Source organism: Blautia glucerasea (genome assembly GCF_020537505.1).
In the GTDB taxonomy this organism is placed as follows: Bacteria; Bacillota; Clostridia; order Lachnospirales; family Lachnospiraceae; genus Blautia_A.
Window position 1 is genome coordinate 32,694 of record NZ_JAJBMO010000021.1, and the last position, 20,516, is coordinate 53,209.

19 protein-coding genes and 2 pseudogenes are annotated in these 20,516 nt (G+C 45.2%); 1 reads left to right on the forward strand and 20 read right to left on the reverse strand.

All coding sequences use genetic code 11. The annotated features are described in order from the left end of the window. Nucleotides 1-3: 3 nt before the first annotated feature. From pflA to LIQ05_RS20380, 4 genes and pseudogenes are all read right to left on the reverse strand, one after another. Nucleotides 4-759, reverse strand: a complete 756-nt coding sequence (gene pflA / locus LIQ05_RS14605; RefSeq protein ID WP_226821811.1) for a pyruvate formate-lyase-activating protein — start codon at nt 757-759, stop codon at nt 4-6. A gap of 78 nt (nt 760-837) precedes the next feature. Then, nucleotides 838-3,093: a formate C-acetyltransferase gene (gene pflB / locus LIQ05_RS14610; RefSeq protein WP_226821814.1), complete on the reverse strand. Its 2,256-nt coding sequence runs from the start codon at nt 3,091-3,093 to the stop codon at nt 838-840. 305 nt (nt 3,094-3,398) lie between these two features. Beyond that, nucleotides 3,399-3,650 (reverse strand): annotated as a pseudogene (locus LIQ05_RS14615) (IS5/IS1182 family transposase); the annotation flags it as partial. A gap of 97 nt (nt 3,651-3,747) precedes the next feature. Next, nucleotides 3,748-3,834, reverse strand: a pseudogene (locus LIQ05_RS20380) (metal-sensitive transcriptional repressor); the annotation flags it as partial. Between the two features lie 130 nt (nt 3,835-3,964). Between LIQ05_RS20380 and LIQ05_RS14625 the strand changes: the two are divergent. Continuing rightward, complete coding sequence (locus LIQ05_RS14625; RefSeq protein WP_226821817.1) at nt 3,965-5,356, forward strand: sodium-dependent transporter; 1,392 nt, start codon at nt 3,965-3,967, stop codon at nt 5,354-5,356. 160 nt (nt 5,357-5,516) lie between these two features. On the opposite strand, the gene LIQ05_RS14630 is transcribed toward LIQ05_RS14625, so the two are convergent. The 16 genes from LIQ05_RS14630 to pepT all read right to left on the reverse strand — a co-directional run bounded on the left by LIQ05_RS14630 (nt 5,517) and on the right by pepT (nt 20,515). Continuing rightward, complete coding sequence (locus LIQ05_RS14630) at nt 5,517-6,206, reverse strand: YoaK family protein (RefSeq protein WP_226821821.1); 690 nt, start codon at nt 6,204-6,206, stop codon at nt 5,517-5,519. Nucleotides 6,207-6,331: 125 nt separating this feature from the next. Beyond that, on the reverse strand, nt 6,332-6,898 hold the full coding sequence (locus LIQ05_RS14635; protein ID WP_177289920.1) for a Fe-S-containing hydro-lyase: 567 nt from the start codon (nt 6,896-6,898) through the stop codon (nt 6,332-6,334). Nucleotides 6,899-6,900: 2 nt separating this feature from the next. Further along, nucleotides 6,901-7,743, reverse strand: a complete 843-nt coding sequence (locus LIQ05_RS14640; RefSeq protein ID WP_148461094.1) for a fumarate hydratase — start codon at nt 7,741-7,743, stop codon at nt 6,901-6,903. A 39-nt stretch (nt 7,744-7,782) separates the two neighbouring features. Then, nucleotides 7,783-9,396, reverse strand: coding sequence for an FAD-dependent oxidoreductase (locus LIQ05_RS14645; protein ID WP_226821824.1), 1,614 nt, complete (start codon nt 9,394-9,396; stop codon nt 7,783-7,785). 15 nt (nt 9,397-9,411) lie between these two features. Beyond that, a complete protein-coding gene (locus tag LIQ05_RS14650) occupies nt 9,412-10,086 on the reverse strand; it encodes a 2Fe-2S iron-sulfur cluster-binding protein (protein ID WP_118578143.1) in 675 nt (224 codons plus the stop codon). A 32-nt stretch (nt 10,087-10,118) separates the two neighbouring features. After that, complete coding sequence (locus LIQ05_RS14655; RefSeq protein ID WP_226821827.1) at nt 10,119-10,451, reverse strand: DUF3784 domain-containing protein; 333 nt, start codon at nt 10,449-10,451, stop codon at nt 10,119-10,121. Nucleotides 10,452-10,490: 39 nt separating this feature from the next. Further along, entirely contained in the window at nt 10,491-11,345 is an 855-nt protein-coding gene (locus LIQ05_RS14660; protein WP_021924662.1) for an FAD/NAD(P)-binding protein, read from the reverse strand. Further along, on the reverse strand, nt 11,345-12,406 hold the full coding sequence (locus LIQ05_RS14665) for a 4Fe-4S dicluster domain-containing protein (protein WP_226821830.1): 1,062 nt from the start codon (nt 12,404-12,406) through the stop codon (nt 11,345-11,347). Before LIQ05_RS14665 ends, LIQ05_RS14660 begins: the two co-directional genes overlap by 1 nt. A gap of 3 nt (nt 12,407-12,409) precedes the next feature. Continuing rightward, a complete protein-coding gene (locus LIQ05_RS14670) occupies nt 12,410-13,384 on the reverse strand; it encodes a 4Fe-4S dicluster domain-containing protein (RefSeq protein ID WP_226821832.1) in 975 nt (324 codons plus the stop codon). Then, nucleotides 13,372-13,815: a hydrogenase iron-sulfur subunit gene (locus LIQ05_RS14675; protein ID WP_117851105.1), complete on the reverse strand. Its 444-nt coding sequence runs from the start codon at nt 13,813-13,815 to the stop codon at nt 13,372-13,374. The genes LIQ05_RS14670 and LIQ05_RS14675 overlap by 13 nt, the downstream gene beginning before the upstream one ends. After that, nucleotides 13,806-15,794, reverse strand: coding sequence for a 4Fe-4S binding protein (locus LIQ05_RS14680; RefSeq protein ID WP_226821835.1), 1,989 nt, complete (start codon nt 15,792-15,794; stop codon nt 13,806-13,808). The genes LIQ05_RS14675 and LIQ05_RS14680 overlap by 10 nt, the downstream gene beginning before the upstream one ends. A gap of 7 nt (nt 15,795-15,801) precedes the next feature. Next, complete coding sequence (locus LIQ05_RS14685; protein ID WP_226821837.1) at nt 15,802-16,203, reverse strand: 4Fe-4S dicluster domain-containing protein; 402 nt, start codon at nt 16,201-16,203, stop codon at nt 15,802-15,804. Continuing rightward, the gene (locus LIQ05_RS14690) at nt 16,203-16,997 is read right to left on the reverse strand and encodes a CoB--CoM heterodisulfide reductase iron-sulfur subunit B family protein (RefSeq protein WP_226821840.1); all 795 of its coding nucleotides are present in this window, start codon (nt 16,995-16,997) and stop codon (nt 16,203-16,205) included. The genes LIQ05_RS14685 and LIQ05_RS14690 overlap by 1 nt, the downstream gene beginning before the upstream one ends. Nucleotides 16,998-17,018: 21 nt before the next feature. Next, on the reverse strand, nt 17,019-17,966 hold the full coding sequence (locus tag LIQ05_RS14695; protein ID WP_226821842.1) for an L-lactate dehydrogenase: 948 nt from the start codon (nt 17,964-17,966) through the stop codon (nt 17,019-17,021). A 474-nt stretch (nt 17,967-18,440) separates the two neighbouring features. Further along, the gene (locus LIQ05_RS14700) at nt 18,441-19,106 is read right to left on the reverse strand and encodes an HD domain-containing protein (RefSeq protein WP_226821844.1); all 666 of its coding nucleotides are present in this window, start codon (nt 19,104-19,106) and stop codon (nt 18,441-18,443) included. Between the two features lie 194 nt (nt 19,107-19,300). Further along, nucleotides 19,301-20,515, reverse strand: a complete 1,215-nt coding sequence (gene pepT / locus LIQ05_RS14705) for a peptidase T (RefSeq protein WP_226821846.1) — start codon at nt 20,513-20,515, stop codon at nt 19,301-19,303. Nucleotide 20,516: the final 1 nt, after the last annotated feature.

The window sequence follows — 20,516 nt, forward strand, 5'->3', positions numbered from 1 at the left end:
CTCTTAAATCGCCCCAAGAATCCGTCTGGCATTATCAATCCTCTCCTGCACCGGAGGTTTCACGCCCTCCAGCGGATAAGGAATACCCAGCTTTTCCCATTTAAAGGTTCCCAGTGTATGATACGGAAGAACTTCCACGCGCTCAACGTTTTTCAGCGTCTTAATGAAATCCGCCAGCTGGTGCAGATACTCATCCTTGTCGCTGCCCCCCGGTACCAGTACGTGCCGGATCCAAACAGGCTTACCCATATCCGAAAGCTCACGGGCCATGGCAAGAATATTGGTATTCGTCTGCCCGGTAAGCTTCACATGCTCCTGCTCATTGATCTGCTTGATATCCAGAAGCAGAAGATCTGTATACTTCATCAGCTCCAGCCACTTAGAATGCCACGGCTCCTTAGTCGTATAAGGATTTCCGCTGGTATCCAAAGTAGTATGGACTCCCGCTTCCTTTGCCTTACGGAAAAGCTCTGTGAGAAAATCCATCTGCAAAAGTGGTTCCCCGCCGCTCACCGTGATACCGCCTTTCTCGCCCCAGTAGGACTTAAACCGAAGTGCTGTCTTCAAAAGCTGATCCGTGGTGTACTCTTTTCCATCTGTCATATTCCAGGTATCCGGATTATGGCAGAATTGGCAGCGCATAGCACAGCCAGAAAGAAAAATCACATATCTCACTCCAGGTCCGTCCACAGACCCGAAGCTCTCCAGAGAATGAACATAGCCTTTTAACATTTCTAATTCCTTTGCATTCATATTCATAAAAAGGACATGCAAGCTCTAACATATATTGTACTGCATGCCCTTTTGTTTCACCGATACTATTTTACAATATCAGACTTACATTCTGTCATGGCAGGTTCTGGCAATAACATCCATCTGCTGCTCTCTTGTCAGATCGATAAACTTAACGGCATAACCGGAAACACGGATAGTGAAGTTTGCATACTCCTCTTTTTCCGGATGCTCCATAGCATCGATCAGTTTCTCTTTGCCAAATACATTTACGTTCAGGTGATGTGCACCCTGGTTGAAATATCCGTCCAGTACATGTACCAGATTATCTGTACGCTCTTCATCACTATGTCCAAGAGCTTCCGGATTAATGGTCTGTGTATTGGAAATTCCATCCAGTGCATCCTCATAGTCAAGCTTTGCAACAGAGTTCAGGGAAGCAAGAAGTCCATTCTGCTCTGCGCCGTAAGATGGGTTTGCACCAGGTGCCAGAGGCTCTCCAGCCTTTCTTCCATCCGGAAGAGCTCCGGTAGCTTTACCATAAACAACGTTAGAGGTAATGGTAAGAATAGAAGTGGTTGGCTTGGAATCACGATAGGTATGGATGTGTTTCAGTTTATCCATGAAGGTGGAAAGCAGGTTTCTTGCAATCTCATCTGCTCTGTCATCATCATTACCGTAGCGTGGGAAATCACCCTCAACCTGGAAATCGGTGGTAATTCCATCCTCATCACGGATAGCTTTTACCTTCGCATACTTAATAGCAGACAGGGAGTCTACTACATGTGAAAATCCAGCGATACCAGTTGCAAAAGAACGCTCAACCTTGGTATCAATAAGAGCCATCTCAGCTGCCTCATAGTAATATTTGTCATGCATGTAGTGGATCATGTTCAGGGTTCCTACATACAGATGAGCCAGCCAGTCCATCATCTGGTCATATTTCTGCATAACCTCATCATAATCAAGATACTCGGAAGTGATCGGCTTGTACTCCGGTCCTACCTGAGTCTTTAACTTCTCATCCACACCACCGTTGATTGCGTAAAGGAGGCATTTTGCAAGGTTTGCACGAGCTCCGAAGAACTGCATTTCCTTACCAGTCTCAGTAGCAGATACACAGCAGCAGATGGAATAATCATCGCCCCATACCGGACGCATAACATCATCGTTCTCATACTGGATAGAACTTGTTGTAACAGAAATATTAGCAGCATATTTCTTGAAGTTCTCTGGCAGTCTGGAAGAATAAAGAACAGTAAGGTTTGGCTCCGGAGCCGGTCCCATATCCTCAAGAGTATGGAGGAAACGATAGTCATTCTTGGTAACCATGTGACGTCCGTCAACACCAATACCTGCAACCTCAAGAGTTGCCCACACCGGGTCACCGGAGAACAGCTGGTTGTAGGACTCAATTCTCGCAAATTTAACCATACGGAATTTCATTACCATGTGGTCAACAAGCTCCTGAGCCTCTTTCTCAGTGATCACGCCATTCTTAAGGTCTCTTTCAATATAGATATCAAGGAATGTGGAAATACGTCCAACACTCATTGCAGCACCGTTCTGAGTCTTGATTGCTGCAAGATATCCAAAGTACAGCCACTGGAATGCCTCATGAGCGTTCTTAGCCGGCTCTGAAATATCATAACCATAGATCTTTGCCATCTCTTTCATTCCCTTAAGAGCACGGATCTGATCTGCGATTTCCTCACGAAGCTGGAAATCATAACGTCTCATACCCTGACGGTCGCTTGTTGCAAAGTCTTTCTCTTTGCCCTCGATCAGCGCATCAATACCGTACAGAGCCACACGTCTGTAATCGCCAACGATACGTCCGCGTCCATAAGTATCCGGAAGTCCGGTAAGGATATGGCTGTGACGTGCTTTTTTCATTTCTGGTGTGTAAATGTCAAAAACGCCCTGGTTATGTGTTTTGAACTCATATTTTGTAAACATATCGTGGATCTGAGGATCTACCTTGTAGCCGTACATTTCGCATGCCTGCTCAGCCATTTTGATTCCGCCGTATGGCATAAACGCACGCTTCAAAGGCTTGTCTGTCTGAAGTCCTACAACCTTCTCAAGATCCTTCAGGTCTTCAGCAATATATCCTGGTCCGTATGCAGTCAGGCCTGTGACAACCTTTGTCTCCATGTCAAGCACACCATTGTTGGCACGCTCTGCTTTCTGCAGCTCCTGCAGCTTTCCCCACAGTTTGTCAGTAGCCTCAGTTGGGCCTTCCAGGAAAGAATCGTCTCCGTCATAAGGGGTATAATTGTGACGGATAAAATCACGAACGTTGATCTGTTCTTTCCAACGACTTCCTTCGAAGCCTTCCCACTGTGCAAAATCTTTCATTCTTGTACCTCTTTCTTTATTTTATAGTTCTCCGCGTATGTTGAAGAATTGTTATTGGTTTAACGATTGTAGTATACGGGATTGTTTTTTCGCCGTCAATCAGTTTGGTCCATGCTTTTAATAAAGTACAATTTATCTGGAAAAAAATGGATTTCCCCATATATAAGTCCTATATTCTGTACTTTCATTCGTTTTTTCTAATTTGTAAGCCCATTTTTATCGGCACAAATACAGAGAAATATTCTCGATATACTTTGATAAATTTTATCAACTTAATTGAAGGGGGCTATCGCTTTAACGAATGAATTTTCGTGAAGCGGCGTTTTTCTTTTTCCAATCCCATGCACAAACACTATTTTTTCAGTTTCTTTTAATGCATACAGTTTTTTGCGGAGCTTCTTTACATGCTTTATTTTTATCGTATTTCCATAAACGATTTTTATATCATAAAGCAACTCACACTCAGCTACAAAATCAGCAAGTTTCTGCAAAAGTTTTGCCTGTTTTTTTGTTACTGCCTTCTTCCAGACGAAAGTATACTTATTAGCACTGCAGTCAAATCCATAGTCTCCACAAACTGACTTAGTGCGACAGCCCCTTTACATTAACCTGTTCCTGTTAAATTTCAGTAAAAATAGCAAAAGCAGACACTTATCAGCTCATATTGGAGAAACGTTCTACTGCTTTCGTAAAGCTCTCGATGGTCTTATCTGCATCGCCATGTTCAATCCCATCGCGGAGTGTGTTACTGTGAACGGAGTGGACAATAACTTATACTCCTTTCTGCTCGCTAAAAATTTAAGTATTTGTTTTACTATTATCTTGTCATATGTTATCCTATTCTTACAACATTAAGGGGGAAACAAATGTAATGGAAAAAAAATCAAACCATTTTTCAGGACAGCTTGGTTTTGTCCTGGCAGCAGCCGGAAGTGCTGTAGGAGTGGGAAATTTGTGGAGATTCCCATATCTTGCCGCAAAAGACGGAGGCGGCTTATTTTTAATTATATATCTGATTCTGGTACTTACCTTCGGATTTACCCTTCTCACCTCTGATATTGCCATCGGACGGCGTACGCAGAAGAGTGCCATCGGAGCCTATACCCAGATGCGTCCCAGATGGAAGTTCCTGGGAATCCTTACCTTCCTTGTACCAGTGCTTATTATGACCTATTACGCGGTAATCGGCGGATGGATCACCAAATATGCGGTGGTATACGTAACCGGTCAGGCGCAGGCAGCTGCCGCAGATGACTATTTTACAGCCTTTATCACCTCTTCCACTTCACCGGTGATCTTCGCACTGCTTTTCATGAGTGTTACTGCTTTCATTGTATACAATGGCGTGGAAAAGGGGATTGAAAAAGTATCCAAATGGATGATGCCGGTCCTGCTGGTCCTGGTCGTAGTGATTGCTGTGTATTCTCTTACGATTTCACATACGGATGCTTCCGGTCAGCTTCGTACCGGCTTACAGGGCTTTCTTTACTACCTGACACCTGACTTTGAGGGACTGACTGTGCAGCGTTTTCTGCAGATTCTGCTGGATGCCATGAGCCAGCTGTTTTTTTCACTCAGTGTATCCATGGGAATTATGATCACCTACGGCTCCTATGTAAAGCCTGAAGTGAACCTGAACAAGGCGATCAATCAGATTGAAATTTTTGACACAGGTGTTGCCTTTCTTGCAGGTGCCATGATCATCCCGGCAGTATATGTTTTTTCTGGCACTGAGGGAATGGGTGCCGGGCCAAGCCTGATGTTTATTTCCCTGCCAAAGGTATTTTCTGCAATGGGAAAAGCCGGTACCTTCGTAGGAATCCTGTTTTTTGTAACTGCTATTTTTGCAACATTGTCTTCCTGTATTTCCGTACTGGAATCTATTACTGCAAACTGCATGGAAATTTTTCATACCAGCCGTAAAAAAACAGTTCTTGTTTTATCTGTGATCTACCTTGCAGCTTCCGCAGTTATCGCTTTGGGATACAGTATTTTCTACGTGGAAGTGAAGCTTCCGAACGGTTCTGTAGGACAGCTTCTTGATATTATGGATTACATCAGCAACAGTGTTATGATGCCGTTTATTGCACTGCTTTCCACAATTCTCATCGGCTGGATCGTAACGCCGGATTATGTGATTAGCGAAATGGAAAGAAGCGGGGATAAGTTCCGCAGAAAAAAATTGTACCGCGTCATGATCCGCTTTGTTACACCGGTTATGATGTTTATTCTGTTTTTACAGTCTACAGGGATTTTATCTTAAACTGCGGAGCATGTTTGAGGAAGACTTTCCGCAAGATGTGCCTCACAATTTGCGACAGATTATATTGTATAAAAAAACATCCAGCCTGCCATCGTTGTATGGAGACTGGATGTTTTTTTATAATTTGTAATTGTAAAGGTACTGAAGCTTTATTAATTTCTCACTGCCAGTGGTGTTCCGCCTCTTCGATTTCCTCAATAAACATCAGCAGGAAGCTGATAAGAAGCAGGATGCTGGATACCCAGATGGCTCTTTCGCCGTAAGCCATTGAAAGTCTGCCGCCAATTCCTGCACCAATGGCAAACAGAAAAATAATGGCGAAGTAGCATAAGGCCTGATGAAGCATGCGTGGCTTTCTTTCACGCATGTAAGCGGAAAGGGCTGCAGTGCCGCTTCTCAGATTTCCGATACACATGGTGCTGGCGTAGGAATTTCCTTCAACCTTTCGGAAGGTCTGCACCTGAAGGGCGCAGGAAAAGGATACCAGGGTGGTGGCAAGCACGTTCAGGTTTCCTGGGATGAAGCCAACCAGAAACAACAGGATGATCTCTACCAGAAGGATTCCCTGACGCCAGTGAAGGCGTCTGGCATAACGGAATTTTTCCTGAATGCGTTCCGCTAACAAAACACCAAGGAAGAATGCGGTCAGGGGAATGAGATAATGCAGACCTGCTTTCACTTCACCGTTCATAAACCGCTCACTCATCAGTACCACGTTTCCGGTCTGGGCGTTGGAGAAAACGCCATCGCGGGTAAAATAGGTATAGGCATCCTGAAATCCTCCTGACACTGCAAGAAATGCACTGTTTATAAATGCTTCTGAGGTCTGTACCTTTTTATGATGGTCCATAATAAGCTCCTTCTTTCGTCTTTTGTCTTTCGTATACATACATATCTTTGAATTATAGAATAAACAACACTTTCTGTAAACATCTATTTTGATATGTGGAGTATATATATCTTATATGTCTAAGATCAGCTTTCTTTATGCGCTTCCAGATACTCTTTTCTTCCCTCTTCATAAAGGTTATTGCCTTCGCTGTCAATAATGACTACAAGAGGCATATCTTCTACGTAAAGCTTACGGAGAGCTTCTGCACCCAGATCCTCATAGGCGATAAGTTCAGCTTTTTTGATGCATTTGGCAAGAAGGGCGCCGGCGCCGCCGATGGCTCCGAAGTAAACGCCGTGATATTTTTTCATGGCTTCTACTACTTCAGGCAGACGTGCTCCTTTACCGATCATTCCCCGGGCTCCTACAGACATCATGGTTGGTGCATAGGCATCCATACGGCCACTGGTAGTTGGTCCGGCAGATCCAATGACCTGACCTGGTTTTGCAGGAGTTGGTCCTACATAATAAATAGTTGCATCTGTTGGATCAAAAGGAATCTTTTCGCCTTTTGCAAGAGCCTCACACATACGTTTGTGTCCTGCGTCACGGGATGTGTAGATGGTTCCGGTAAGGAGAACCTGATCACCTGCGTGAAGGGTTTTTGCCAGTTCTTCAGTCAGAGGCAGTGTAATATGTCTTCTTTCCATGATCAGATCACCTCCGTTTTGTGGCGGGTAACGTGGCAGTTGATGTTGACTGCACATGGCATTCCCGCAATGTGAGTAGGCATTGTCTCAATATTCAGGCCAATGGCTGTGGTTTTTCCTCCAAAGCCCTGGGGTCCGATTCCAAGCTTATTTACTTTCTCCAGCATTTCGTCTTCCAGCTCTGCATAGAATGGATCCGGATTGTGGGAATCCAGAGGACGCATCAGTGCCTTCTTTGCAAGAAGGGCACATTTGTCAAAGGTTCCGCCGATTCCAACACCTACAACCATAGGAGGGCATGGATTCGGGCCTGCTGTCTCAACGACTTCCAGAATGAAATCCTTGATTCCCTGAAGTCCTGCAGATGGCTTGAACATACGGATCATACTCATGTTCTCACTTCCGAAGCCCTTCGGGCCCACTGTGATCTTCACTTTATCGCCAGGAACGATTTCTGTATAGATCATAGCCGGCGTATTGTCTCCTGTGTTTCCACGGCGCACAGGATCTTTTACAACAGATTTGCGAAGGTATCCGTTTGTGTATCCGCGGCGTACACCTTCATTGATGGCATCAGTAAGATCTCCGCCAACAAAGTGCACATCCTGTCCAATTTCAAGGAACACACATGCCATTCCTGTATCCTGGCAGATCGGTACATTTTCGTTATCTGCAATATCAAAATTCTCGATAATATTGTCAAGGATACCCTTGGCAATCTCTCCGTCTTCGCATGCGCGGCATGTTTTGATAGCGCATTTTACGTCTTCCGGAAGATGTTCGTTTGCTTCGATACAGAGTTTTTCAATGACATCTGTAAGTCTGCTTACTTCTACTTCACGCATTTTGGTAAGCTCCCTTCTTTCATAATATTTATTTCATTTTTATCTCTGCTCGTGACGGGCATAGTTTGGAAGCAGTAATGGAGATACTTTATCGGTCTCTGCTCCTGCTGCTTTTAACTCTTTCTCATATGCGTAAATATGATCCAGATTCATTTTTCCAAGCTCTACCTCTTTGCATTTTGCAGCTGCCTTTTTACCGGCATTTCTTCCGAATACGATTACGTCCAGAAGAGAGTTGCCCATCAGTCTGTTTCTTCCATGGATTCCGCCTGCAGCTTCTCCTGCAACCAGAAGGTTCGGGATTTCTTTTGTAAATCCGTCTCCATCGATTTCCAGGCCGCCGTTCTGGTAATGAAGAGTAGGATAGATCACGATCGGCACTTTTCTCATATCAACGCCATAGTTCATGTACATACGGAACATTGCCGGGATTCTCTTCTCAATAGTTCCCTCGCCTCCAAGGATCTCGATCATCGGAGTATCCAGCCATACACCTTTCAGTCCGCCAGGAACCTCTACGCCACGGCCTTCCTCACATTCACGGATAACACCGGAAGCATTCACATCACGGGTTTCCAGAGGGTGAATATAGGCTTCTCCGTTTGCATTTACAAGCTGCGCGCCAACGGAACGAACCTTCTCTGTTACCAGCGCGCCGAGGATCTGTGACGGATAAATGGCACCAGTTGGATGGTACTGGATAGAATCCTGATAAAGAAGGGAAGCGCCTGCTCTGTAGCCAAGTACAAGACCATCTGCGGTTGCGCCGTAGTGGTTAGAGGTAGGGAATCCCTGATAGTGCATTCTTCCTGCCCCGCCAGTTGCAATGACAACTGTTTTTGCTCTTGCGACGGAGTAATCGCCGGTTTCCATGTTAAGAAGAACAGCACCTGCTGTCTGTCCTTTTTCATCTTTCAGAAGCTCCACAGCGGAAGTAAATTCTACTACCGGAATGCCAAGGTTCAGAACCTCGTCACGGATGGTACGCATGATTTCAGATCCGGAATAATCCTTTGCAGCATGCATTCTCTTTCTGGAGGTTCCGCCACCGTGTGTGGTGATCATGGTTCCATCCTCTTCTTTGTCGAACTCAACGCCAAGATCGTTCAGCCATTTAATTGCATCCGGAGCTTCCATTACAAGTCTCTTTACCAGCTCTGGTTTTGCAGCAAAATGTCCGCCGCCGAAGCAGTCCAGATAATGCTGGACAGGGGAATCATTTTCTTTGTCAGCTGCCTGGATTCCGCCTTCCGCCATCATGGTGTTGGCATCACCGATACGAAGTTTGGTCACGATCATAACGTTGGCACCTGCATTGTGTGCTTCGATGGCACAGGAGGAGCCTGCACCGCCGCCGCCGATTACAAGTACATCTACATCATAATCGATTTTGTTAAGGTCAATTTTTTCATTCAGAAGACGGCTTTCGGAGTGAAGCATTTCTGCCAGCTCTAGTGGTGCCTTCTGTCCTTTGTTTGGTCCTACTTTGATTTCTGCAAATGCATCCGGGTTATAGTCTGGATGGAATTTCTTAAGAAGAGCATCTTTCTCATCAGCGCTCAGACGCCTTGGCTCTGTTGCCATACGCTGTGCTCTTGTAGCCTCTACCTTTTTGATGGATTCCATCATATTTTCTGGATATGGTGCGTACATGTTTTTATGCCCTCCTTATTTCTCAATTTCTCTGTTGTTATAAAGTTCTTCCATGTCTGTGATCGGTTTCTGCATGATCTGCTCGATCAGATCATCGTATTTGCCTTCATGGATTTCTTCTACACGTTTCTCAAGATGCTCACTTTTAGGGGCAATGTATTTTCCTGTGAGACGTCTTGCAAGAAGACCTACCATCGGGTGGGAGATACCTGCCGGACATCTTACAGAACAGCATCCGCAGCTTACGCAGTCAAAGGATTCTTCTGCGCATTTCTCAAGCTCGCCTCTCTGTGCATATGCGATGTACTGCATTACATTTAAGCCCTGGGTACATGCTTTTGTACATGCGTTACAGCCGATACAGCTGTAAATTTCCGGGTAGAGCTCCATCATGACCTGCTGGTTTGGCTGAAGGTCTTCGATGTTGTAGAGTCTCTTGTCTGTAGGGAAAAATGGGATGCTTGCTACATACATGCCTTCCTGTACCTGTGTCTGACAGGCAAGACAGGTTTTCAGTTCGTTGTCGCCTTTGATTCTGTAGATTGTGGCGCAGGCGCCGCAGAAGCCGTGACGGCATCCACAGCCGCGTTTTAAGGTATATCCGGCGTATTCCATGGCCGTCATAATGGTCAGGTCAGCTGGTACGGTGTATTTTTTACCGAAGAAATATACGTTTACCATATTTTCCATGTTGGGAGTTCCTTTCTTCTGATTGTCTAACTCTATTTCTTACAAATTGTGTTACTCAGGATAATAATAATTACAACATCTATGACAATTAAAACTAATAGCACATAAACAAAACTGGATGGCAAAAAGATTTCAAATAGTCCGGTTATCAGAAGGAGAATAGCAATCACGCCCATTCCAATTCCGTATACACGGCACAGCTTTTTCTCATCATATCTGGCTTTCTCTTCTTTTGAAGCAGTGTTATAGCCAGAAATAAATTTGCTGCCATGACCACTTAGTAAAGCAATGGTCAAAATTACAAAGACAGCAAAGACGACCCAGAGTATCCAGTCTGATCCATGAGCTGTATCTGCCAATGTCATAAAAATCCCCCTTGTATTTACTGAAACTTTTGGGTTTACTTAGTACTCGTCAGGTAACTGGTCAATCTCGTCCATTCTAAATACCGGACCGTCTTTGCAGACATATTTAGATCCAATGTTGCAACGTCCGCATTTACCAATACCGCACTTCATGCGAAGCTCCAGTGTTGTGTAAACCTGGGTTCTTGTAAAACCAAGCTCCTCAAGGCCCTGAAGTACAAATTTGATCATGATCGGCGGTCCGCAGACTAACGCAACTTTGTTAGTATCGAAGCCGATTTCTTTCAAATAGGTTGGTACGAAGCCTACATGTCCGTCCCATCCTTCCTGCTCACGGTCGATAGTCAGATATACATTTACGTCTTTTGCATTCATCCAGACTTCCTGAATCTCTTTTAATTTTACAAGATCGTCTGCGGAACGGGAACCGTAGAGAATATCTACAGTGCCGTAGTCATCGCGGTTGTCAAGAACGTAGTTGATTACGGAGCGAAGTGGTGCAAGACCGATACCACCGGCAATAAACAGAAGATTTTTACCCTTCAGCTTATCCTCTACCGGAAAATGGTTTCCATATGGTCCACGGACTGTGATCTCATCTCCCACCTGAAGGCTGTGGAGATAAGAGGTCAGCTCTCCGCATTTTTTAATACTGAATTCCTGATACTCTTTGTTTGTGGGAGAAGAAGTAATGGAAAACATACCTTCGCTTACGCCTGGTGCGCAGACCATTGCACACTGACCAGGCATATGTTCGAAAAGCTTTCCTCCATCCGGTGCAGTTACGCAGAAGGTTTTTACATCCGGTGTCTCCTCGTGAATGTCTGTGATCACGCCAACCTGCGGAATCAGAGTATCCAGAGTATAATTTTTATGACAGGTACACTCGCTCATTACTTTTCACCTCCATGCTTTTCAAAAGCCTTGATCACCTTCACAATGTTCAGGGATGACGGGCATTTTTCCACGCAGCGGCCACATCCTACGCAGGAATACATGCCGCCGTTGTTGGCTGGGAAATAAACCAGTTTGTGCATGAATCTCTGGCGGAATCTCTGCATCTGGCTGGTACGGTTGTTTCCGTGAGCCATCATAGTGAAATCGGAATACATACAGGAATCCCAGCAGCGGTAACGTTTTACACCGTGTCCTGTGTCATAGTCCTTAATGTCGTAGCACTGGCAGGTTGGACATACAAAGGTACAGGTTCCACATGCCAGGCAAGGTTTATATAAGGTCTCCCAGACAGAAGAACCAAATTTTTCATCTGTGGCGTTTCCATCCCAGCCTTCCAGGGAAAGATGGGTGTATGGAAGTTTTTCCACAATGCTTCTGATTGCTTCTTTTTCAGCATCTACTTTTGCCTGACCATCATCAGACGGGGTAAGAAGTTCTTTTACTGCTTCCGTAAGAGTCTCTCCCTTCCCGGTAAGGGCTTTCCAGTAAAGGCTTCCCTCTACCATCCAGACAGCTACATCAGCAATGCCTTTCGTATCAGCGTCTGCTGCCGGATCTGCTGCGTCTGTTCCAAATACTTTACAGAAACAGGATTCCTCTGGCTCATGGCACGCCATGGCAACGATGGTTCCATGTTCTCTTCTTGCTGCATAGAAGGTATCAACAGGATCTGCAAGGAAAACCTTGTCCAGAACTGCAACGCCTTTTACATCGCAGGCTTTCATGCCAAATACAACAAAAGGACGGTTTCTAAGCGCTTCTGGCTCAACAGTCAGCTTCTTTCCATCACGGACAACCGTATAAAGTGTCTCGCTCTGTGGGAAAAAGGCGTCTTTGCCGGATTTTACGGTTTTCAGTGTATCCAGATCTGCCTCTTCTTCCTCGTTCCAGAGGCCAAAGTTTGTCTGACCTGCCTTTTTGATGGGAAGGATCAGGTCCTGACTTTCTGCGATTTTCCGGAATAATGCTTCCAGATTTTCTTTCTCAATCTTATACATACATTATCCCCTTTCTGCCACTACACCTGGCTCTACATCGTCAAATGTAAAGCTGGTCAGCGGACCCTTTGACTCTGCATCTGCGCCAGCCTGATATTCCCCGTAGAAGGTATCAATATCCTTGATAAACTTACGGTTAAACAGGTGAAGGGGAATTCCCTGCGGGCAGACACGGCTGCACTCACCGCAGTCTGTACATCTTCCTGCAACGTGGAAGGCACGGATAATGTGGAACATTTTCTCTTCGAAGGAATCCACATTTGCCTTCTGTGCACTGTCAAACTTGGTGCTGTCGAATACACATTTACGGCAGCTGCATGCCGGGCAGGCATTGCGGCAGGCGTTGCAGCGGATACATTTGCTAAGCTCTTTCTGGAAAAATGCGAAACGCTCTTCCGGCTTCATTTTCTCAATTCTCTCAACCTCTGCGAAACGGTCTGCATCTTTTGTATCCTTGGATTCGCCGATGATCTCGTCGTAGATCATGTGCTCTTTTCCTTTGCATACATGACAGCGCTCCAGCATAGCGTCTTTGTAAGCTACGGTCTTGTCGCCGTAGATAGTGGAAATGTGAAGTTCTTCACAATCATCGGTAAGCTCGGCACCGGAAATGCCCTGGATTCCCTTGATTCCCATTTTACGGATTTTTTCCACATCCAGCTTTCCTTTACATCCAACACCGATGATATAGGCTTTTTCGCGGTCTACACGGTGCTCTTTGATCAGCTGGTTAAAGCTGTAGGTATCACAAGGCTTCAGACAGACAAGGGTTTTCCCCTCTAATTTGGAAGCCTCGATCATCATTTTACTTAAGTTCTGTCCGCAGAAACCATTGTAGACAAATTCATCCAGGCTTTCTGCGGTCTCGAAATATGCTGCTTCCGGATTGTAAGGCAGGTCTCCGGCTTTCCAGCCAAGAACACGTGCTACGGTTCCGTCAGCCAGCAGTTCTTTTGCACGGGCGATCAGTTCCTGCATCTTAAATCCTCCAATCTGACGTTTTTACCCAGAGAATAGATTTTTTCCACAAATTCATTCATAGTCTGGGAGAATTTTACACCTTCTGCGGCAGATACCCACTCAACACGGGTACGGCCATTTTCCACACCGATGAAATCCAGCATGGAGAAAAGAAGTGTCATACGTCTTCTCGCGTAATAGTTTCCGGTTGTGTAATGGCAGTCTCCCGGATGGCAGCCGCACATGATCACACCGTCAGCACCTTTTTCAAAGGCACGGAGGATAAACATTGGATTTACACGGCAGGAGCATGGTACGCGGATGATCTTTACATCAGCCGGATAAGAAAGACGGCTGCTTCCTGCAAGGTCTGCACCTGCGTAGCTGCACCAGTTACAGCAGAATGCCACGATCTTCGGTCTGAATTCTTCTTTTGCTTCTATCGACATATTGCATCTACCTCCGCTAAAATCTGTCTGTTGGAGAATCCCTGGAGATCCATTGCACCGGACGGGCAGGTTACCGTACATGCACCACAGCCCTGGCAAAGAGCATTGTTTACAACAGCAATTCTTCTTGTCTCACGGATTCCGTGGTCATTTACCTGTTTTTCCTCATAAGAGATTGCACCATACGGACACACATTTGCGCACTGGGAGCATCCGTTGCAAAGAAGCTCATCAGAATGTGCGGTACATGGATTGGTGGTCAGCTTGTCTTTTGCAAGAAGGCCGATTGCCTTTACTGCTGCTGCGCCAGCCTGTGCAACTGTCTCTGGAATATCCTTTGGTCCCTGGCATACACCGGAAAGGAAAATACCGGCTGTAGGGGACTCTACCGGACGAAGCTTTGCATGTGCCTCTGTGAGGAAATTGTTGGTATCAATACTTGCGGTAAGCATAGTTGCAATTTTTCTGACATCCTTGTTTGGCTCGATGGCAGCTGCGAGAACCACCATGTCTGCTTCCATAAGGATCTGTTTATTTTCAAGCAGGTCTGAAGCCTGGACCATAAGAGTTCCATCCGGCTGTGGGATTACCTTTCCAACCTGGCCTTTTACATAATTTACTCCATAATCTTCAACAGCTCTTCTGTAGAACTCATCAAAGTTTTTACCCGGAGTACGAACATCAATATAAAAAACAGTTACGTTTGTATCCGGATATTTGTCACGGATCAGCATTGCATGTTTTGCAGTGTACATACAGCAGATCTTGGAGCAGTAGCTCTTTCCTCTTTCATCAGAGCAACGGCTTCCCACACACTGTACGAATACAATGTTCTTCGGAGCTTTTCCATCGGAAAGTCTCTCAAGATGCCCCTTTGTAGGTCCAGCTGCATTCATAATACGTTCAAGCTCAAGAGAGGTGATAACATCCTTACTCTGGCTGTAAGCGTACTCATCGTATTTATCAAGCGGAATCACATCGAAACCGGTTGCGACCACGATTGCACCGTATTTCTGTGTAATGATCTCGTCCTTCTGCTCATAATCGATTGCACCAGCTGCACAAACCTTGGAGCAGACACCGCATTTTCCGGTTTTAAACTTGGTACAATGCTCACGGTCGATAACCGGAACATTTGGGATAGCCTGAGCAAACGGAATGTAGATAGCACTTCTGTTGTTCAGACCACGGTTAAATTCGTTTGGATTTTTCTTGGACGGACATTTCTCAGAACAAACGCCGCATCCGGTACATTTGCTCATATCCACGCTTCTTGCTTTCTTGCGGATATCAACGGTGAAGTCACCTACAAAGCCGCTTACCTTTTCAACCTCACTGTATGTATAAATGTTGATTTTCTCGTGGGCTGCTGCCTCTACCATCTTTGGTGTAAGAATACATGCGGAGCAGTCCAGTGTTGGGAAGGTTTTGTCCAGCTGGGACATTCTTCCACCGATACTTGGAAGCTTCTCCACAATATCAACCTCGTAACCAGCCTCTGCAATATCAAGAGCAGACTGGATTCCGGCAATACCTCCGCCGATTACAAGAGCCCGTTTGGTTACAAGGCTCTCGCCTGGCTGCAGAGGAGCGTCCAGATTTACTTTTGCGATTGCGGCTCTTGCAAGGATCACTGCCTTTAAGGTAGCCTCTTCCATATCCTTGTGGATCCAGGAGCAATGCTCACGGATATTGGCAATCTCTACCATATATGGGTTTAAGCCCGCTTTCTGTGCTGCCTTTCTAAAGGTAGCCTCATGCATACGCGGGGAACAGGAACAGACTACGATTCCTGTCAGATTCTTTTCATGGATGGCATTAATGATCTTGGCCTGCCCTGCTTCGGAGCACATGTACTGATAATCCTCTGCATGAACAACGCCCGGTTCTTTTGCTGTCATCTCTACTACTTTTTTTACATCAACTGTGGCTGCAATATTGGTACCACAATGACATACGAATACACCTATTCTCTGCACCTGTTTCTCACCTCCTGTATCTTCTGAATGCACTTACCAGCAGCTGCTGCGGTGTTTCTTCATCAAGCAGCTCCGGAATTTCGTCTGCGGTCAGATAGTTCTGCCCACGCTCGCGGACAACCAGCTGTCTGGCTGCGTCGATCAGTTTTCCCGGTTTTACATCTCTTGGACAGCGTTCTACACATGCAAAGCAGGAGAGACATTTCCATAAGGATTTTGACTGTGCAAGGGCTTCAATATCGCCGTTCTGTACATAAGTTACAAACTGGTGAGGCTTGATATCCATCTCGTTAAATGCAGGACAGGTTGCAGAGCATTTGCCGCATTTCATACATTTCAAGGGATTTACTCCGGAAATTTCTTTGATTCTCTCTGCTGCATTCTGGGTATTTCCATATGTATAAGCCATTACTTCGCCACCTCCTCTTTTACTCCGAGAGCTTCTGCAAGAAGTTCTGTAAAATAGTAAACAGGAAGATCACCGGTTCCGTTCTTTTTCAGGTTATACATGCAAAGTGGACAGGCTGTGATCAGCATATCTGCTTCAAAGCCTTTTGCACTGTCCATGATCTTTTCGCACATGTTCTGTGCCATTTCTTTTTCCTTCAGGGAAATGTAGCCGCCGCAGCACTCATTGCGATATGGGTATACCACAGGTTCTGCACCAAGGGCACGGATGAAGTCTTCCATAATGGTCGGATTCTCCGGATTATCAAATGCCATGATCTTTCCCGGTCTTAAAAGAAGGCAGCCATAGTAGGCGCCGATCTTCTTGCCTTTTAATGGATTAACCACTTTCTTTTTGATCTCGTCAAAGCCTACCTCATCACGGAGTACCTCCAGATAATGAAGAACATTTGTCTCTCCTTCATATGGAGTATCCAGTTTCAGATAATTATTGGCTCTGGTGCGGATGTCGTCCACGTTTTTCATGTCGTCGTTCACACGTTTGAGCACATGATGACAGGCTGAACAGACTGTGATCAGATCCTGTCCTTTTTCTTTTGCGTCGTTTAAAGCCCGGACGGAAGAAAGCTTGGTGGCAATCTCATCGCTGCCAAGAGGATATACGCCGCCGCAGCACTGCCAATCTTCTATCTCTTCCATTTCGAAGCCCAGTGCTTTTGCAGAAGCTCTGGCATAGGCATCCAGATCTTTTGCCTTATTCTTCAGGGTACATCCTGGATAATAACTGTACTTCATGCTTTTTTTCCTTTCCAATTTTTACAATTCGATCTGTGCGATTACTTCCTTCAGGGCATCTGCACTCTTTTTCAGCAAAGCGATTTCCTCTTTGTTCATGCGCATCTGCACTTTTCCCTGAATTCCGTTTGGTCCTACAAGAGTAAGGGTACTCAGGCACACATCTTCGATTCCATACTCTCCGTGAAGCATGGAGGATACAGTTGCAAGGGAATCGGAAGCAGCCAGGATCAGGCCTACCAGCTGGCAAACGGTTGCGGATACTGCGTAAAAGGTTGCACCTTTCTTTGCAATAACTTTTCCGCCGGATTTCTGCACATATTCCAGCATGGCTTCTTTATCAAGTGGTTTCACGTCCTTGCCATGTGCTTTCATTTCCTCATAATACTCGTCTGTGCTGAGACCGGAAATGTAAGCGCCGGTCCACGGGATAAAGGAAGTGTCACCATGCTCGCCAAAAACGTATGCGTGGATATTTCCCTGGGCTACTTTAAAATGCTCGGAAAGTCCATAGCGAAGTCTTGCTGTATCAAGAATGGTTCCGGATCCCATGATCTGATTCTCCGGAAGTCCGGAAATCTTGGTGAACACATAGGTCATAATGTCAACTGGATTACTTACAATGATGTACTTGGCATTTGGAGCTTCTTTTACAATCTGAGGGGTAATGCTCTTCAGAATGTTTACATTTGTCTGAGTAAGCTCAATTCGGGTCTGTCCAGGTTTGCGGGCGATTCCGGAAGTAATAATTACGATGTCGGAATCTTTGGCATCTGCGTAATCTCCGGCTACCAGAGATACCGGGCTTCTGAAGCAGGTTCCCTGCTCGATGTCCATAACCTCGCCTTCTACCTTTTCCTTGTTGATGTCGATCAGAACAATCTCGGAAGCGATCTCATCATGTGCCAGTGTGTAGGCAATTGTAGAGCCAACGCTTCCAGCTCCGATAATGGTAATTTTGCTGCTCATATAAAACTCCTTTCATGGGGGTGTGGGATTGTGTCAACTTTTCCCTCTATTTTGTTACTTTTCCGTGGGATTAGTTGGTTTTCCCTGTGTGATGTCCTTTGTTTCTTGTTTATTTTTTAACAATCACAGTTAGAAAAAAAAGCGGTTAAAAACTTTATTTTCTGCCTTGTGACATGGCCTAAACCAGAAACACAGAGGATTTTCTTCCTGTTTTCCTGGTTCAAGTCATGTCACTATGTGTTTCCTGACAAACAATTCTCAACAAAAGGACTTTTCCCTCTTCGTCTCCGCATAAAATATTGGTTTTCTCCGCTCTCATTAAGATATCATAATGATAATCTTTTAACAACTATTTTTTGAAATTTTTTATCATTTTTTCTGGGCTTCTACATATTGTACAAATATAGGTGTGCTGTTTTGTGTATTTTTATGTTGATAGTTATCTGTCATTGAACTTCCATAATACATTTTCTTTTACAACACTTTGCGCCCATTTACAGTAAGTTTAAATGTGGTTTTCAAAACCTCAGCTGATTTTCTGCAAAGCATCATCCGATCCAGAAAGATTTCGAAATAATCATACATGGAACAAATGCCTTCATCCACCTGAAGATTTAGCGCAAGTACAGATTTGTCTTTCTCAATTTTCAGTTTGGATTCTGTAACAGCATAGTTTACACGGTCGTGAATATCATATGCAGAACTATCTTTCTGACGTACCCTGCTTCTTCTCACGTCCGTCTTATCTGCAATGATCAGAGCAGCGGAGACAACATCTTCCGGGTTTCCTGTGGATTCGTCATGATTTCCAATGGCAGATACAATGGTGATCCGGTCTTCCATCGGCATATTGGTTTCTTTTAAAAGATCGTTTGCAAGCAGGGCACCGTATTCTGCGTGATGGGTTCTGTTGATGGCGTTTCCAATGTCGTGCATATATCCTGCTATTTTTGCCAGTTCCACATCATGTTTGGAATATCCCAGCTTCTCCAGTATTTTTCCAGCTCTGTGTGAAACCTGTATGCAATGGGCCTTGGAATGGTCCGTAAAGCCCATCATTCCCAGATTGGCGTCTCCCTTTTTCAGATATGCGTTAATTTCCTTATTGTTTAAAATTTCCTGGTACTTCAAGCAGATCATTTCTCCTTTTTTATTTTTTTAACTTTTTCGCAGGATCATTGTATGGGAGAAAAAACAGGTTGTTGTCTTGTTGGTGTAAAATTTTGTTTAAATTTTTAGAAAAATGGTCTGTCCTAGAGTCTGTTTAAAAAAAGCACCTGCTGTTCAGTATCACGACAGGTGCTTTCGCTCTCATTTTATCTAATTGTCACATCTTAAGCGTACAGTTTCACAATATTCTTCAGATTCTCCACCGCATAGTCCATTCCCTCTGCAGTAATGTGTTCACAGGGACCGTGGAAGGCGTAACCGCCGGTTCCGAGGTTGGGGCAGGGAAGACCCATGAAGGAAAGACGGGCACCGTCAGTGCCGCCGCGGATGGCTACTGTTACTGGGGAAAGGCCAGACTGCTGAACGGCTCTCTTTGCGTTGTCGATCAGGTGCATGCAGGGCTCGATCTTCTCTTTCATGTTGCGGTACTGTTCTTTGATGGTGAGGGTGACGGTGCCTTCGCCGTATTTTTCGTTAAGAAGCTTGGCGATATGTCTTATCATCTCCTGACGGCAGGCGAACATGGCACTGTCATGGTCACGGATAATATAGTCAAGGCTTGCAGAAGATACATCCCCACTCATTTCACAGAGGTGGAAAAATCCCTCGTACTCCTCTGTGTTCGCCGGAATATCGCCCGCTGGAAGCATGTTGTTGAACTCCATGGCAACCAGCGCTGCATTGATCATGGTATTTTTGCTGCTGCCCGGATGTACGGAAAAGCCTTTGATCTTTACCTTTGCACCTGCGGCATTAAAGTTCTCATACTCGATCTCATTCTCTGCGCCACCATCTACGGTATAGGCAAAATCAGCCCCAAATCCCGCTACATCGAAGAAATCTGCGCCCCGGCCAACCTCCTCATCCGGGGTAAAGCCGATGCAGATTTTTCCATGAGGAATGTTCTCTGTGATAATCTGCTCTGCCATGGTCATGATTTCTGCTACGCCAGCCTTGTCATCAGCCCCAAGAAGTGTGGTTCCATCTGTGGTGATCAAAGTTCTTCCTTTTAAAGAGGAAAGATGTGGAAAATCTCTCAAGGTAAGGGTATATTCGCTATCTCCCAGCTTCACATCCCCGCCATCATAATTCTGGATGATCTGTGGATTTACATTCTCACCTGAGAAATCAGGTGCCGTGTCCATATGTGCAATAAAACCAATGGCTGGCTTATCTTCAAGCCCTTCTGTCGCCGGGATCACACCATACACATAGCACTTGTCATCAATGCGCACATCCTGAACTCCTGTCTTTTTCAATTCCTCTGCCAGCTGATTTCCCAGGTCAAACTGGCGGCTGGTGGACGGCACGTTCTCCTGCTCGTCCTCGCTTGTAGTATATACTTTCACATAGTTTAATAAACGTTCGTATGCACGCATT

Coding starts and splice junctions, on each gene's coding strand:
- LIQ05_RS14700 (WP_226821844.1), bottom strand. CDS start 19,106: ATGATCTGCTTGAAGTACCAGGAAATTTTAAACAATAAGGAAATTAAC.
- LIQ05_RS14655 (WP_226821827.1), bottom strand. CDS start 10,451: ATGACATTGGCAGATACAGCTCATGGATCAGACTGGATACTCTGGGTC.
- pflA (WP_226821811.1), bottom strand. CDS start 759: ATGAATATGAATGCAAAGGAATTAGAAATGTTAAAAGGCTATGTTCAT.
- LIQ05_RS14660 (WP_021924662.1), bottom strand. CDS start 11,345: ATGAGCGAGTGTACCTGTCATAAAAATTATACTCTGGATACTCTGATT.
- LIQ05_RS14625 (WP_226821817.1), top strand. CDS start 3,965: ATGGAAAAAAAATCAAACCATTTTTCAGGACAGCTTGGTTTTGTCCTG.
- LIQ05_RS14695 (WP_226821842.1), bottom strand. CDS start 17,966: ATGAGCAGCAAAATTACCATTATCGGAGCTGGAAGCGTTGGCTCTACA.
- LIQ05_RS14690 (WP_226821840.1), bottom strand. CDS start 16,997: ATGAAGTACAGTTATTATCCAGGATGTACCCTGAAGAATAAGGCAAAA.
- LIQ05_RS14635 (WP_177289920.1), bottom strand. CDS start 6,898: ATGGAAAGAAGACATATTACACTGCCTCTGACTGAAGAACTGGCAAAA.
- LIQ05_RS14630 (WP_226821821.1), bottom strand. CDS start 6,206: ATGGACCATCATAAAAAGGTACAGACCTCAGAAGCATTTATAAACAGT.
- LIQ05_RS14685 (WP_226821837.1), bottom strand. CDS start 16,203: ATGGCTTATACATATGGAAATACCCAGAATGCAGCAGAGAGAATCAAA.
- pflB (WP_226821814.1), bottom strand. CDS start 3,093: ATGAAAGATTTTGCACAGTGGGAAGGCTTCGAAGGAAGTCGTTGGAAA.
- LIQ05_RS14665 (WP_226821830.1), bottom strand. CDS start 12,406: ATGTATAAGATTGAGAAAGAAAATCTGGAAGCATTATTCCGGAAAATC.
- LIQ05_RS14670 (WP_226821832.1), bottom strand. CDS start 13,384: ATGCAGGAACTGATCGCCCGTGCAAAAGAACTGCTGGCTGACGGAACC.
- pepT (WP_226821846.1), bottom strand. CDS start 20,515: ATGCGTGCATACGAACGTTTATTAAACTATGTGAAAGTATATACTACA.
- LIQ05_RS14640 (WP_148461094.1), bottom strand. CDS start 7,743: ATGCGTGAAGTAGAAGTAAGCAGACTTACAGATGTCATTGAAAAACTC.
- LIQ05_RS14650 (WP_118578143.1), bottom strand. CDS start 10,086: ATGGAAAATATGGTAAACGTATATTTCTTCGGTAAAAAATACACCGTA.
- LIQ05_RS14675 (WP_117851105.1), bottom strand. CDS start 13,815: ATGTCGATAGAAGCAAAAGAAGAATTCAGACCGAAGATCGTGGCATTC.
- LIQ05_RS14645 (WP_226821824.1), bottom strand. CDS start 9,396: ATGTACGCACCATATCCAGAAAATATGATGGAATCCATCAAAAAGGTA.